9 protein-coding genes are annotated in these 14,588 nt (G+C 68.0%); 2 read left to right on the top strand and 7 right to left on the bottom strand.

Annotated elements, in window-relative coordinates:
• Positions 1 to 37: 37 nt before the first annotated feature.
• Positions 38 to 2,794: a DUF4214 domain-containing protein gene (locus IEX89_RS18915; protein ID WP_188914819.1), complete on the top strand. Its 2,757-nt coding sequence runs from the start codon at positions 38 to 40 to the stop codon at positions 2,792 to 2,794.
• 103 nt (positions 2,795 to 2,897) lie between these two features.
• On the opposite strand, the gene IEX89_RS24275 is transcribed toward IEX89_RS18915, so the two are convergent.
• The 4 genes from IEX89_RS24275 to IEX89_RS18895 form a co-directional block, all read right to left on the bottom strand.
• Entirely contained in the window at positions 2,898 to 4,040 is a 1,143-nt protein-coding gene (locus tag IEX89_RS24275; protein WP_210317674.1) for a DUF6447 family protein, read from the bottom strand.
• Positions 4,041 to 4,065: 25 nt separating this feature from the next.
• Positions 4,066 to 4,455, bottom strand: coding sequence for a hypothetical protein (locus tag IEX89_RS18905; RefSeq protein WP_188914818.1), 390 nt, complete (start codon positions 4,453 to 4,455; stop codon positions 4,066 to 4,068).
• On the bottom strand, positions 4,455 to 5,981 hold the full coding sequence (locus IEX89_RS18900; RefSeq protein WP_188914817.1) for a class I SAM-dependent methyltransferase: 1,527 nt from the start codon (positions 5,979 to 5,981) through the stop codon (positions 4,455 to 4,457). The genes IEX89_RS18905 and IEX89_RS18900 overlap by 1 nt, the downstream gene beginning before the upstream one ends.
• A gap of 161 nt (positions 5,982 to 6,142) precedes the next feature.
• Positions 6,143 to 8,575 (bottom strand): DUF4214 domain-containing protein, encoded by a 2,433-nt coding sequence (locus IEX89_RS18895; protein ID WP_188914816.1) that lies wholly within the window; start codon positions 8,573 to 8,575, stop codon positions 6,143 to 6,145.
• Positions 8,576 to 9,266: 691 nt separating this feature from the next.
• Between IEX89_RS18895 and IEX89_RS18890 the strand changes: the two genes are divergently transcribed.
• Positions 9,267 to 10,193, top strand: coding sequence for a hypothetical protein (locus IEX89_RS18890; protein WP_188914815.1), 927 nt, complete (start codon positions 9,267 to 9,269; stop codon positions 10,191 to 10,193).
• A 49-nt stretch (positions 10,194 to 10,242) separates the two neighbouring features.
• Here IEX89_RS18890 and IEX89_RS18885 read toward each other — a convergent pair whose 3' ends face one another.
• The 3 genes from IEX89_RS18885 to IEX89_RS18875 form a co-directional block, all read right to left on the bottom strand.
• Positions 10,243 to 11,037 carry an ABC transporter permease gene (locus IEX89_RS18885; RefSeq protein WP_188914814.1) on the bottom strand — a complete coding sequence of 265 codons (795 nt, stop codon included), beginning with the start codon at positions 11,035 to 11,037 and terminating at the stop codon, positions 10,243 to 10,245.
• Between the two features lie 114 nt (positions 11,038 to 11,151).
• Positions 11,152 to 13,533 (bottom strand): glycosyltransferase family 4 protein, encoded by a 2,382-nt coding sequence (locus IEX89_RS18880; protein WP_188914813.1) that lies wholly within the window; start codon positions 13,531 to 13,533, stop codon positions 11,152 to 11,154.
• Positions 13,530 to 14,582 carry a glycosyltransferase family 4 protein gene (locus IEX89_RS18875; RefSeq protein ID WP_188914812.1) on the bottom strand — a complete coding sequence of 351 codons (1,053 nt, stop codon included), beginning with the start codon at positions 14,580 to 14,582 and terminating at the stop codon, positions 13,530 to 13,532. The genes IEX89_RS18880 and IEX89_RS18875 overlap by 4 nt, the downstream gene beginning before the upstream one ends.
• Positions 14,583 to 14,588: the final 6 nt, after the last annotated feature.

Raw genomic sequence — 14,588 nt, 5'->3', positions numbered from 1 at the left:
TTAACATCACCGGCGTAACGGCAACAAGGTGGTTGGGATGGCTACTATCCAGGGTATATATATTGCGCTCTTCGGCCGCCCGGCCGACCCCGAGGGCCTGGACTTCTGGAGCGACCTCACGAGCAACGGAGCCGACCTGGCGCCGCTCGTCGGCAAGCTCACCGCGTCGGAGGAATACCTGTCGCGCTTCGAGGGCCTCTCGAACGCCGAGGTGATCACCAACATCTACCTCAACCTGTTCGGCCGCGAGCCCGAGCCCGAGGGCCTGGCCTTCTTCCTGGCCCAGCTCGAAAGCGGCAACCAGACGATCGAGACGATCGCCATCAACATCCTCGACGGCGCCCAGGGCTCGGACCGCGCGCTGATCGACGCGAAGGTCGCGGCGGCGGACCTGTTCACGGCGAGCCTCGACACGGACGCCGAGATCGCCGCCTATAACGGGCTGGAGGCCGCCGACATCGGCCGCGCGTTCATCGACGGCGTCGACGCCGGCCCCGACGGCCTCGACGAGGACGCCCTGCAGAACGCCATCGACCAGCTCCTCGCGCTGGGCGAGGAGCCCGGCCCGACGGATCCGGGCGTCACGCCGCCCGCGCCGACGCCGACGCCGACGCCGACGCCGCCGGTGGCCGCTCCCGGGACGATCGTGCTGCTCGACGCCGACGGCGAGCCCGTCGAGGGCACTCCTTTCTCGACCATCCAGCAGGCGATCGACCTTGCGGAAAAGGACTTCACCGTCGTCGTCGGTGCGGGCCAGTGGAGCGAGAATGTCACGCTGAACGAGGACGGCGTCACGCTGCGGGGCGAAGACGGTGCGGAGATCATCGGCATCGTCCGGCTCGAAGCGTCGGACATCGTGATCGACAACTTCGTCCTGAACGGCCCCGGTCAGGCAGCGGAAACCCGCGGCCTGGAGATCGCCGGCGGCGACGACATCACCGTCCGCAATATGGAGATCAGCAACTTCAAGACCGGCGCATCGCTGCAGTTCGCATCCAGCCTCGCCACGCCGTCGAACGTCACGTTCGAGAACAACACCTTCACCGGCAACGGAGCGGGCATCGGCAGCACGGAGGGCGTCGAGGGCCTCATCGTTACTGGCAACAGGTTCGTCAACAACGATGAAGGTATCGGCTTGGGTGCGGGCGTCGAAGCGCCCGGCGACGAGGAAGTCGACATCGGCGAGCTGATCGAAGACAACACCTTCACGCTCGACGGCAACGAATATGCCGTCGGGGATTATCGGGAAAAAGGACAGCCCATCCGCTATGTCGACGAGGCTGTGCTGATCGTCCTGTCGGACGACAGCATCCAAGCCGTGATCGATGCAGCCCCCGATAACGCGACGATCCTGATCGCAGAAGGCATCTACGTTGAGAAGATCACCATCGAAAAGCCGTTGACGCTGATCGGTCTCGGCGACGTCACGATCGCGCCGGACTCGGGCAACGCCATCAGCGTCGTCGCTGGCGTGAACGGGGATGTGACGATCGATGGGATCGATCTTTTGCGCGAGGGCGCGTCGACCGCCTCACGCGGCCTCGATATCGCCGAGGGCGCCAACATCGGCACGTTTACCTACACGAACGGGAGCATCGAGGGTTTTAAGACTTACGGCATAAACGCGACCGATGGCTTCGACGAGGCCGGTGCGGCGGCTACCATCGCCAATCTCATCATCCGTGATGCCGAGTTCCGCGGCAACGGGTCTATCGGCAATCCAGATGCTCAAGTGAAGCTGTTCGGTTTCGCTGGCACCGTTGTCATGCAGGACGTGCTTATCGATGCCGGAACCGGCCGCGTGAATAAGGGTATCGAGATTACCGGCGGCCTCACTGCACCAGATGATGCAAACGCCTTCACGCAAGACACAGTCCTCCCTGTTGCAAGCATTATTCTCGACGAAGTGACGGTGCTAGGAACATACACCCGCAATCCGGTCGCCGTCTTCAACTTCGAAACGGTCGCAAGGCTCTCTATAGACGGCCTCGATCTCAGCGGCGCTGAAAGTGATTGGTCGCTATTGAACATCGACGGTATCTCCAACGGAGTCATCGATGCCTCCAACTTCGATGTAACCTGGCCGCAGGAATTGTCCGGTAAGACCCTCGAGCTGCAGGGTGCCAAGTACTGGATCACCGACCGTTCGCTAGGTCAGGAATCCGGCCCGCTGGTGATCATCGGCTCGGACGAGGTCTACACGGATATCCGCGGTGGCGCGGACGATGACCTCATCATCGGCGGCGAGCGCGGCAGCATGATCTTCGCCGGCCCTGGCGACGATATGATCGACATTCGCGCGGGTGGGGTCAACACGCTGAAATTCCTCGGCCCGCTGAACGGCGTGGATACGATCACAGGCTTCGATGCAGGTGCCGCAGGCGACGTACTCGACTTTTTCCTATTCCTCGGTCGAGCGGTCGCAGATTTCACGACGATCCCCGTTGGTCCGGGCCTCGGTCAGAGTGAGCTGAAACCGAACTTCGTCACAGCGCTCTCATTGTCGGCGGATATTGCGGGCGTGGACTTCGGCACGACGAGCTTCAATGCGCTGTTCGGTCCGGACGGTCCGATCAACAGCGGGCAGCGGTCCAATGATCCCATGCTCGATAATCCGATTACACGTGGCCAGTCCGTCCTCATCGTCCAGGGTAACGACCAGACGCAGATCTACGCTGTTGATACCGAGTTGGTCGGTGGCGGCCGTACGATCCGCGAAGGCGACGTCCAGCTCGTCGGCGTCCTCGACGGCGTGACCAACGCCCACACCTTCACGGCCGACAACTTCGCCTGAGCGGCCCACCGAAAAAACGGCGAGCCTTCCGGCTCGCCGCCCCCACTCGAACCCCGCCTCCCCCGGAGGCGGGGTTTTCCGTCTCGCCCCCCACCTCCCCTGATCACCCCACCCGCCTCACCGCCCCGTCCTCCGCCTTCGCCAGCGCCGCGCGCAGGGCGTTCGCGTAGGCGTTCCTCGCGGTACGGGCGATGGCGAGCTGCGTCTCGAGGCGGGTGATCTCGGCGTCGGTGGCTTGCAGCATCCCGAGCTGGGCGCGGGCGTCCTCGCCGAGGTCCGCGAGGCGGTACTCGGTTCCGTCGATCGTGATCGTCTGCACGGGGGTCTCCTCGGCTGCGCGGCGGCGTTCGTCGGCCGCAAGATGTTCGTTGGCCCGGCCCGCATCCCGCGCGATGCGGGGAACGATCTCGGGTGCGTGGTGCCAGCGCCGCGCGCGCTGCACGCGGCAGGCCTGAAGAGCCAGCGCGCGTCCCTCCTGCGGCGATCGCGCCAGCGCGAGCCCCGCACCCCGCAGCGCGAACGCCGCGCGGTCGAACACGTCCTGTCGCAGGGGAGCGGCACGCAGCGCGACCTCGCTCGCGCAAAAGGCCCCCGCCCGCGCCAGCGACACCATGTAGTCGGTGGCGTCGTGCAGCCGCAGCGAGCCCGTCGGGCCGATCAGGATGAGGGGGCAATGCGGCGCCAGGCTCGGAACCACATGGTTCGGAAAGACCTCGGCGCTCCAGTACGATCGCGCGATCCGGGCGAAATGCGCGAAATCCCGGATCGGCGACAGGCCCGCACCGTCGAACGGCAGGATCTCGACCTTGCGCTTGGCCGGATCGACCGTGTCGTTGGCGACGTCGACGTAGAGCGTCCCGAGCTGAAAAGCGTTCTGGAAGTACTGCCCGCGCAGATCGCCCCAGACGCGCCGGAAGGAGCCCCCCGCGCGCTGGAACGAGCGCAAAGCCGTGCGCCCCGCCCCGGCCGCACCGGTCAGCGCGTCGGCGCGATCCGAACGGAGATAGGCCGCGACGGCCATGGAGATCTCGAGGCATTGGGAGAGCGGGTAGCGCTTGCCGGCCTTCGCGGGTTGGCGCTGTGCGAGGATCGGGTCGAGCTCGTCCCTCGCGCGCAGGAACAGCGCCTCGAGATCGGCGATCGCCGGCGCGAGGAACCGCGCGGTCAGCTCCTGCTCTCGCGGAGAGCCGACGATCCGCGGCTCGGCCGGAAGCAGGGCTGCTGCCGGCCTTCGTTCGTGCGTCATCTCGGCTTCCGGCCCCTCGCCCCGCTCAGCTGCGCCCGCGGGGCACCCATTCTTCCGTGCCGAGCGCGTTGCCGCCCAGGCCCGTCCAGGTGCCTTCCAGCGAGCCGTCGGGCTGGAGCTCGTAGACGGCGATGCCGGGGAGCTCGCCTTCGGGCTGGTAGACGACGGAGAGGGTGTCTCCGGTGAGGATGGCGGTGCCGACGTGGCGGGCGCCGCCGATGGTCCAGGCGACCTGCCACGCCTCGCCCGCGGGGACGATGGCGACCTCGCCGCGATACTCCCCCTGGCCGCCGGGATTGGTGCCGCGCACGGCGTAGGTGCCGCCCAGATCCTGCGCGGCCACCGGCGCGGCCACGAGGGCGACGGACAGGGCGAAGGCGGCGGCGCCGCCGGCGGTGACGTGACGAGCGAGCATCAGGCGATTCCCAGCTGCTGGAGGACGGGCAGGCGCTTCTCGAACGCCTCGAACCGGGTGCGGAGTTCCGCGAGGTTCTCCTCGGGGCTCTCGATGGGCTTGCCGTCGCGCACGAGGCGCTGGCCCTGGCCGTTGAGGACGGACCAGGCGAAGGCGGCCGGGTCGTCGATCTTGTCCGCCCGCGCGAGCAGGAAGAGCTGCTGGAAGCGGTCGACGGTCACCCCGCCGCCGGTGACGGGCGAGGCGAGGAAGGCGAGGTCGGCGGAGCCGCGGGCGCGCTCGCACACCGCCCTGTTGAAGGCCTGCGTGCGCTTGCGGCGCTCGCCGAGCCCCTTCTCGGGCAGGGACGGCTGGAGATGGCCCGCGCCGACGAGGACGGCCAGCGCCTGCGTCAGGCGCGCCCAGCCGAGCGCGGCGATCGTGGGATCGGCGACGAGGTCGCGCACGGTCTTCGGCCCCGAGGCGAAGGCGGCGAGCAGGGGCTCGTAGCTCTCCGGCTGGAGGTTCGCCTCGCCGCGGGCGCCGTTCACCTTCATGGGCACGTCCTCGCGGGGCGTGGAGAGCGCGAAGCGGGTGTCGCCCCAGGCATTGCGGTAGGTGACGGAATCGTACGACACCGTGCCCTTGGCGAAGACGTCCCGGCGGAATTGCTGGTTGATCATGTAGTCCCGCACGGTCTCGCGCAGGACCGGATCGACGATCTCCGCCATCAGCTTCTGCTGGTCGTCGGAGAGGTTGATCGCGTCGATATGCTCGAGCAGCGCGGCGGAGCCGACGTAGCTCAGCTTGGCCTCGCCCATCTCGCGCGCCACGTCGGAGAAGTAGAGCAGCGTCCAGGCCTCGTTGAAGTACTCGTGCGCGAGGTAGGCGCGGTTCTGGCCCTTCAGCTTCTCGAAGCGCGGGCCGGCGACGGGGTTCTGCTTGAAATAGGCGGCCTCCGTGCCGAGCACCCGCTCGACGAAGCCGAGCGCGCCCTCGACGCGGGCGGTGGTCGGGCCGCCGGCGGACTTCGCGTGCTGCACCATGAGATGGCGCATGGGCGCGGCGGCGGACCAGCCGGGCAGGCAATTGTAGGAGACGTAAGCCAGGCCGCCGGGCTTGAGCTTGCGGCGGACGAACTCGACGATGGTGGCGCGATGCTCGGCCGCGATCCAGCTGTAGATGCCGTGCAGGCAGATCATGTCGAATTGCGGCAGCCCCGGCTCCTCCAGGAACTCCGCGAAGGCGTGATCGAAGAAGTGGACGTTGGGCGTCCCCGCCTCGCGGGCGAGCGCCTGGGCGCCGGCGATCTGGGCGGGGTTGAAGTCGGTGGCGTACACCTCGACGTGCGGATTCGCCGCCGCGATCAGGTTCGCCGAGAAGCCCTGCCCACAGCCGAGCTCGCAATAGGTCAGCGGCGCGCCCGACGCCGGCGCCCGCGTGCCCTTGGCGAGCGCCACGAAGCGCAAGAGCTCCGGGACGAGCTCACGATAGAAGCCGTGCGTGTAACCCAGATCGGCGACGTAGCCCGAGGTCCAAGAGCTCATGCGGTCTCATCCCGTGATCGGCGTGGCAGTCGCGTCCGCAATAAAGGCGCGGAGGGGTGGGATCAAGCGCGATGGGGTGGCGGGCGCGCAATGGCTCGGCAGAAACGAAAACGGGGAGGGCCGAAGCCCTCCCCGCCGGTGTTGAAGTGCTGATCGGGAGATCAGAAGATAATGTTGTCAGCCTCGAAGCCGGCAGCGGTAACGCCAGTGAGCGCGATAACAGCATCGTCTGCCGCAGCAAAGTTGCCGTCCTTGTTCGCATCGACGAACACATACAGCGTTCCGCCGCTCTCGTACTCAGCGACACCACGCGCGGTGCCGGCATCGACGAAGAACCCTGCTGCGCTGGCCGCATCAACGGAGACCGTGGTCCCAGAGATGGACACGCCGCCAGCGATGAGCTTGACCGCCTGCGCAGCAGCAGCGAAAGCGAACGCCGAAACGTCGAGCTTGTCATCGGTAGCAGTGACACCGGCGGTCGCAGAGAAGTTGACCACAGTGTCGAACTTCGTCGCCGTCGAGTCAGATGCCGCCGAGATTACAACTTGATCCTGGCCACCAGCAGCAGCTGCCAGAGTAATAGTGTCTGCGCCCTTGCCACCGGTAACGCGGAAGTCAAGATTATTGGCAGCAGCAGCGGCGGTAGTGGCATCCGTCAGAGTGATGGTATCGTCACCCTCGCCCAGCTTAAAGCCAACACCCGAGGTCGCGGTGAAAGCATCGGCACCGGTAACGACCGTTACGGCCTTCACAGACTGAGAAGCGTCGAAGTTGACGAGCGCAAGAGCGTCGAGATCGGCGATATTCAAGCCAGCGGTCGAGGCATTAACCGCGACAGTCGTCGCCTGAGCAGCCGTAAGGTTGCTGAGGATATGGGTGATCGCCGAGGTAGACGACGTGACGGAAGAAAGATTGATCGTCTCGACATCCTTGATCGTCAGATCGCCCGTCGTGGTGATCGCTGTAGAAGCGGAGAGCTTCACATCGATGGTGTCATTCGGGCTCGCGACACCGGCGTCCTTGACGTTGATCGCCAGGCCGTCCGCAGCTGCAGTGCCGAGAGAAGCATTGATCTCAACCGCCGCACCCTTGGCAAGATTGTTGACAATCACGTCACTGTTGGCAGTTGCGTTGATCGCAGAGCCGACCTTAAGCGTCGTGATTCCGCTCAGCTTCGAAACATCGAAGGTGTTAGCGTCCGCGTCCGCGCCGCCGATGTCGAGGGTCTCGAAGCCAGAGACCTGCAGGCCGGTCACCAGGTCAGCGCCCTCAGTGACGCCAATGACGTCGGTGCCATCGCCACCGTTGAGCTTATCCGCCGTCGTGAGGCTGCCGCCCATCTTGATAGTGTCGGCACCCGTACCGCCGGTGAACGTAACGTCCTTGGTGCTGCCCGTCACGTTGAACGAAACGCCGCCAGTGTTCTTGGAGGCATCAATCGTAGTCAGCGAGCCAGTAGCGAAGGCATTGGTGACCGTGAGCGACCCGGCCCCGTCGACGTTAACGGTCTTGGTCGCCTCAAGGGCGGTACCATCAGTCTGGAGAAGGTTAGCGATCGAGTTCTTGCCGGCAGCAGAGAAAGTGATCGTCTCGAACTCATTCGTAGCAGTAGCACCACCGAGCTCAAGGTCAGCAACGGTCGCACCGTCGAGCGCAACGTTGACCTTGTCATCAACGCCAGACACGAGCGAAGCCTTGAACTGGACGTCGTAGTCAGTCACCGTACCCTTAATGCCGACAGTCGCGAGCGACTGCACGTTGGTGACCTGCAGATCCTGCGAGCTGCTGTCGTTCCAAATCTGCGACGCATCAGAGACGTTCGTGAAGTCGATCGAACGAGCGGCAACACCGCTCGCCTGGATGAAGAACTGCTCGACGGCCTTCACCGTCGCAGGCGCACCATTGCCGCCGCTGAGGAAGATGTTGAACTTGTCGGTGCCACCAGCGCCGTTAACGTTGTCGGCCGCGGACAGCTCGGCGTTCGTCGCAACGAACGTGTCGTTCTGCGCGGTGCCGTTGAGCACGTCGATCTTATCGGTCAGCGTGAAGGTCTGGCCCTGCGTACCGCCGGGGTTGGTACCAACCAGCGTATCAATCGCCGCCTGCGCCTGCTCAGTCGTCTTCACGGACGACGCATCGGCGCCGATACCCGAGAGGAACGCCGTGCCAGCATTGATGCCAGCCTGACCGGAGTAGGCAAGGACCTCAGAGCCGGTGTCGATCGCAGCCGTGAAGTTCTGCGCCGAGGTCACCTTGTTGGCGATGATCTGCGCGTCGGTGCCCTGGGCGCCGTCGAGGATGTTCACCGCGAGCGTGGCGAGCGTCAGGTTGCCCGACTGGAGCTGGTTCACGAAGAACGTGAGGCCGGCGAGGTCGGCATCGCGGCCGTAGAGGGCCTGGTAGATGCTGTTGACCTGCTGGGCCGGCGTCAGGCCCGTGAAGCGGTCCTGGTACTCGGGCGTGCCGGCGAGGACGGCCAGCATCGGAGCGAGGTTGGCGCCGTTGTTGGTGACGCTGTCCCAATACGCCAGACCGAGCGGGTCGGCCGGGCGGTTGAAGAGGGCGATGTAGATCTGCTGAACACGGGCTGACATAAGTCACCTCATTTGCCTAGGACGGCCGCAGCTCCCCCTCCGGAGCGCTGACGACCCATTGGCGTTGCCGCATACGGCCGCCGTCGGAATGCACCTGCGGCGCATTCGGAGAGCGGTCGACACGGCGCCTCGCGGCGCCTGGTCTTTCGGAAAACCTTAAAGAAAAGCTTCTGCGATTCCCCCGCCCCGGCGCCTCCGCGCCGGGTGTTAGAGTTACTATACACCCCGCGTCCGGCTGTCAACAGACCAGCGCCCGCCCCCGGAGCCGGCCCGCCATCCGCGGTCCGGGCCGCAGAGAACAGCGTCGCGGCTTTGGAATCAACACTTCTTTCACGTGGACGAGCCCGCCGCGCGCGACACGAGGCGCACCCTGTGGTGCGCGCGCAACGCTCCGGCGGCCGTGTCTCTCCTTCCCTGTAGGGGAAGGTGGCGCCGGCGAAGCCGGTGACGGATGGGGCGCGCGAAGCGCGTTCCGCGCAGCGGAAACGGCGGTGTCCGGGTTCGCGCCTCCGATTCGGCTTCGCCGAACGCGCGTCCCGCGCGCCCCATCCGTCTCGGCGCTGCGCGCCGATCCACCTTCCCCTACAGGGAAGGAGATAGGTGCTCCTCGCCCCTCCAGGGGAGGAAAACGGCTTCGGCTTTGATCCTCGCGCGCGGGTCTGTATCAGGGGCGATCATCAGGAGACACGCCGTGCGCCGCCGCCTCGCCTCGCTCGTCCGCCGCCTCGTCGACCGGATCGCGCCGATTCCCGAATCGCCCCCTCCGCCCGCCCCCGATTCGGGAGCGCTCGAGGCGCTCGCGCGGGCGGAGGCGCTGCTGGGCGCGCGGCTGGGATACCTGCACGGCGGGCTCGCGCACGTGGCGGCGGAGGTGGCGCGCCTCGCCGGGCCGCGGGACCCGCGGGCGGTGTGCTTCGCGCGCGGGCAGGTCTATTCGCAGAACGAGGAGGACGGCATCATCGCCGAGATCCTCGGGCGGATCGGGGTCGAGAGCCGCGTGTTCGTGGAGATCGGCGTCGGGTCGGGGGTGGAGAACAACACCCGCCTCCTGCTCGAGACCGGCTGGAGCGGCCTGTGGCTCGAGGGCGACGAGACGCATGTCGCGACGATCCGCACGCTGCTCGCTCCTCATCTGGAGGCGGGCCGGCTCGCCCTCGCGCCGGGCATGGTGAGCGCGGAGAACGTGGCGGCGACGGTGGACGGCTACCTCGCTGGCCGGGTGCCGGACGTGCTCTCGGTGGACATCGACCACAATACGAGCCATGTCTGGCGGGCGCTGGGGCACCTGCGGCCGCGGCTCGCGGTGATCGAGTACAACGCCCACTTTCCTCCGCAGACGGATTGGGAGATTCCCTACGATCCGGAGGGCATCTGGGAGAGCTCGACGCGATTCGGCGCGAGCCTCGCTGCGCTCCAGCGCATCGGCGAGGCGAACGGGATGCGGCTCGTGGGCTGCGATCTTCTCGGCGTCAACGCGTTCTTCGTGCGCGCCGACCTCGTGGACGAGACGCGGTTCCTGCCACCCTTCGACGCGCGCACGCACCACCGCCCGCCGGCTTTCGACCTCGTGCGGATGAACGGGCATCCGCGGCACGCGGGGGTGCTGGGGCGCCGCTGAGCGGAGGCCGTCGTCCGTGCCTCGCGCTCCGCGCCGCGCGGCCGGCGCCTCAGAGCACGTCCACCATGTCCGCGCTCGCGCGCCGGAACAGGAGGAGCGCGAAGGCGAGGAGCACGAGGGCGATCACCCCGATCAGCGCCAGCATCGCGAGATCCGGCATGCGGCCATAGGCGAGCGCGTCGTGGTAGCCCCGCACCACCCAGTACATCGGGTTGAGCGCCAGCACCGCGCGCACGGGCTCGGGCAGGATCGTCTCCATGTAGACCACGGGCGTGAACCAGAAGCCGAGCTGGAGCAGCAGCGGCACGATCTGCCCGACGTCGCGCATGAAGACGTTGAGCACGCCCGCGATGGTGCCCAGTGCCAGCGCGAGCGCCGCATTCACGGCGACGAGCACCGGCAGCCAGAGCAGCGAGGCGCTCCAGCCGTGGCCGAGGAGGAGATAGGCCACGAGCACCGCCGCCACGAGGACGAGATTGTTGACGAGGCACGAGCCGAGCAGGATCACCGGCAGCGCGATGCGTGGGAAGACGATCTTGCGCAACGCGTTGGCGTTCTCGAGGAAGAGCGTCGTGCCGCGCCCGAAGAGCTCGGCGAACAGCGTCCACGCGGCGAAGCCCGACAGGAGGTAGATCGCGTAGGCGAAGGGGCTGTCGATCCCGGGCAGCCGTGCGGACATGATGGCGGAGAGGACGACCGCGTAGATCGCCACCTGCGTCATCGGCGCGATGACGATCCACAGCACGCCCAGGCGGCTGCGGCTGACGCGCGCGGCGAAATCGGCCCGGATGGCCGACAAGATGTAGTGCCTGAAGCGCCAGGCGCCGAGGAGGAGGCCGGTCATCGTCCGTCTTCGCGTGCCGGGTCTCGCCCGGCGGGCCTCGTGTGTCCACCCTGCCGCGGGCGCCGTCAACCCTCGTCGACGCAGGGGATCGCGATCTGCGGGCGGCGTCGCGGGTCAGAGGAGATCGGCGACGTCGGCCAGGAAGCGCTGCGCGATGACACGCCAGGAATACCGCTCTTGCGCGAGCGTGCGTGCCGCTTCGGCCATGGCCGCGAGCCCGTCGCGGTCACGCCCGAGGCTCTCGCGCAGGCGCTGCGGCCATTCGCTCTCCTCGACGCGCACGTAGTGAACACCCGGCACGATCTCGAGACCGCGCGCGCCCACCGCGCTCGACAGGATCGGCAGGCCCGCCGCCATGAAGTCGAGCATCTTCAGGTTCGATCCCGAGCCGAAGCCCATGGGATTGATCGCGACGTCCGCCATGCCGTAGAGCGCGTCGCGCACGGCGTCGGACACGAGGCCGAGCAGGCGAAGGTTCGCCGGCATGCTCGCGGGATCGAACGGCCCGCACGCCGTGCCGGCGACGAGGAAGTCCACCTCCGGCACGTTCCTCGCCATGTCCACGATGCGGCGCACCGCCTCGATGTTCGGCGGGTGCCAGGAGCCGACGAAGAGCGCCATGGGACGCGCCCCGAGGCCGGCCTCCTCCCGCCGGCGACGTCGCTCCGTCGCGCCGACGAAGGGGATCGCGTCGACGTCGACGCCATTGGGCACGACGAGCTTGCGCGCGAGCGTGTCGCCGTAGAGCGCGCCGAGGGAGGCCATGTCGTCATCGGTGCAGGTGAACGCGACGTCCGCCCCGTGCCAGGCGAACGCCTCGAGGCGCCGCACCTCCTCGAGCCACACGTCGGCGTCCGGTCCGGGAGGATAGGCCTTGCGCTTGAGCGTCAGCTCCACGTCCTGGGCCTCGTACCAGAGCGGACGGTCGGGCGCGGCTCGCCTCAGAGCGGGGGCGACGAAGGGATGGCAGGCGACGACCACGTCCGCGCGACGGCCCGCCTCCTCGAGCGCGGCGCCGAAGGCGGGGGTGAGCGGCGCGAGCTTGGCGACCGACACGTCCCAGGCGGGGGTCTCGCCGAGCGCGACGGTCACCTCGCGGTCGAACTCGTAATGCTCCGGCGTGCGCTGCACCCTCAGCTCGGAGAAGCCTTCCGCCAGAGGGATGCGGCCCTCGCGGTCGTGCGTGAGCGAGACGATCTCGACGTCGTGACGCTCGGCGATCGCGCGGTAGAGGTTGAGCACCCGGAACTGCCCGCCGCCCTCGGGCGGATGGACCGGAAAGCCGGTCACCACGGCGATGCGCCGCCGAATCCGGGCGCGCCGAGGCGCGGGAGCCGGAACGATGCCGTCGAGGAGCCCGTGCGCGACGGCCTGCCAGGTGACGCCGCTCACGGCGGTGCGCGCGCGTTCACCGGTCTCGCGGGTGCCGCGCCGATCCGCGCAGATCGCCTCGATGCGCCGGGCGACGGCCGAGGCGTCGGGCTCGCAGACGTATCCGGTCTCGCCGTCGACGACGAATTCGAGCGGGCCGCCCGCATCGGTGACGGTCAAGACCGGCTTTGCGCTGCGCATCGCCTCGATCGTGACGAGGCCGTAATCCTCGTCACGCGGCACGAACAGCACGGCCAGCGCGTCGGCGTAGAAGCCCGGCAGGTCGTCGTCGGGCACGTAGCCGAGGAACCGCACCCGCTCGTCGCCGTCGGCGAGGGCGCGCAGCCGCTCCTCGTCGGGGCCGGTCCCCGCGATGAGAAGCGGGATGTCGATGCGTACCTGCCGCAGGGCTTCGACGAGGAGGTCGATGCGCTTGGGCGCATCGAGGCGGCTGGAGACGAAGAGGTATTCGTCGCCGCCACGACGCCAGTCCTCCCGGTGCGGCGGAGGATGGAGCACGAGGGGTGCGACGCCGGGCGGGAAGTAGCGAGGCCTCGCGGCCACCGTACGCGAGATCGCGGCGTACCGCGCGATCCGCGTCGGATCCAGCGCGGCTGCGTCGAGGGCGTGGACCACCTCTCGGGCGAAGGGACCGGGAAAGTCGAGGAGCGGCTCCGCCGCCGTCCCGCGAAGCCTCCTCACATGCGAAAGGAGCGCCTTGCGCGGCCCGGTTTGCGCCAGCGCGCCGGACGCGGCCGCCGCCCGCAGGTAGCGGATGGCCTCGCGCGCCTGCGGGTCCGCGACCTCACCCGCTCGCTCGGGGCCCCCATAGGCGTCGTAGAGACCACGCAAGGGGTGGAGCATCCACAGAACGTGGCGCGGATGTCCAGCCATCCAGGCAGGATACTTGCCAGAGACGACGACGTCGTAGTCCCCGAGATCGAGACCGCCGGCGGCGTCGTAGCCCTCTATGAGCCCCTCGATCGAGGTCTCGCGCCCGAGAACCGTGACGATCTCGCACGCGTGCCCGCTCTCCACGAGATGATCCCTGAGCCCGCGCACGAGGTTTTCCGCTCCGCCCGTCGCGAAGGGGATCGAGCTCGGGTGAACGATGGCGATCCTCATGGCACGGCCTCCGGATCGCTCGCGAGCAGCACGTCGACGACGTGATCCCAGGAAAGCCGCAGCTCGTCGTAACGCGATCGGCCCGCCCGCCCCAGCGCCCCGGCCAGTCCCGGCCGCTCGAGCAGGCTCTCCAGCGCCGCCGCGACGCTGCGCGCATCCGGCTCGACGACGAAGCCGGTCTCGCCGTCGACGACGAACGCGAGCGGCCCGCCCGAATCGCGGCAGGTGACGACGGGCCGGGCGGCGAGCATCGCCTCCAGCGTCACGTAGCCGTAATCCTCGTCCACGGGTGCGAAGTACACGCCGGCGCAGCGCGCGTACAGCGCGAGGAGTGTCTCGCGCGAGACCGAGCCGAGGAAGCGCACGCGATCCTGCAGCCCGAGCGCGGCCACCTTCCTCTCGAGCTCGGCGCGCATGCCGCCGTCGCCGACGATGGCGACCGGCACGCAGATACGCGAGGCGGCCACGGCATCGATGAGGAGATCCTGCCGCTTGAGGCCCTCGAGCCGGCTCGGGGCGAGGATGAACGGCTCGTACGGACCCGCCTCGAAGCGCTCGGCGTCAGCTGGCGGGTGCAGGAGCGGGCGCGCCACGATCCCGGTCGAGGCGAGGAGGCGCTCGCTCACCCTTGCCGACAGCGTCCGGATGCGCCCGATGCGGCGCAGAGCCTCGGCGTCCACGTTTCGTATCGCCCCGGCGAGAGCGCGCCCCGCCTCGTCGTCGGCGAAGCCATACGGGGTGGCGAAGAGATCGAAGGCGGGGCGATGCTGGTGGAGGAGCCACACGACCGTGTCGGGATGGCGGGCGAGCCAAGTGGGATACTTGAGACACACCAGCCGATCGATGCCCGCCCCGTCGTAGCGAGAGAGGTCGAGCCCGCTCCAGAGCCCGGAGGCGGACCGGTGGCTAGCCGGGGCGTAGTCGAACGGCGCGAGGATCCGTTGCACGCGATGCCCCGCACGGGCGAACGCCGTGCACAGCCCCTCTACGAGGAACTCGGCACCGCCTCTCACGCCCGGCATGTAGACCGTGGCCACCCCGATCCGCATCCTGCT

The sequence above is a fragment of the Salinarimonas ramus genome (assembly GCF_014645695.1).
In the GTDB taxonomy this organism is placed as follows: domain Bacteria; phylum Pseudomonadota; class Alphaproteobacteria; order Rhizobiales; family Beijerinckiaceae; genus Salinarimonas; species Salinarimonas ramus.
Note: the sequence above shows the minus strand (reverse complement) of the source record. Positions and strands in the feature narration are given on the sequence as shown.

Excerpts from the sequence above, each read along its gene's own strand:
- IEX89_RS18915 (WP_188914819.1), top strand. The coding sequence starts at position 38 with ATGGCTACTATCCAGGGTATATATATTGCGCTCTTCGGCCGCCCGGCC.
- IEX89_RS24275 (WP_210317674.1), bottom strand. The coding sequence starts at position 4,040 with ATGACGCACGAACGAAGGCCGGCAGCAGCCCTGCTTCCGGCCGAGCCG.
- IEX89_RS18905 (WP_188914818.1), bottom strand. The coding sequence starts at position 4,455 with ATGCTCGCTCGTCACGTCACCGCCGGCGGCGCCGCCGCCTTCGCCCTG.
- IEX89_RS18900 (WP_188914817.1), bottom strand. The coding sequence starts at position 5,981 with ATGAGCTCTTGGACCTCGGGCTACGTCGCCGATCTGGGTTACACGCAC.
- IEX89_RS18895 (WP_188914816.1), bottom strand. The coding sequence starts at position 8,575 with ATGTCAGCCCGTGTTCAGCAGATCTACATCGCCCTCTTCAACCGCCCG.
- IEX89_RS18885 (WP_188914814.1), bottom strand. The coding sequence starts at position 11,037 with ATGACCGGCCTCCTCCTCGGCGCCTGGCGCTTCAGGCACTACATCTTG.
- IEX89_RS18880 (WP_188914813.1), bottom strand. The coding sequence starts at position 13,533 with ATGAGGATCGCCATCGTTCACCCGAGCTCGATCCCCTTCGCGACGGGC.
- IEX89_RS18875 (WP_188914812.1), bottom strand. The coding sequence starts at position 14,582 with ATGCGGATCGGGGTGGCCACGGTCTACATGCCGGGCGTGAGAGGCGGT.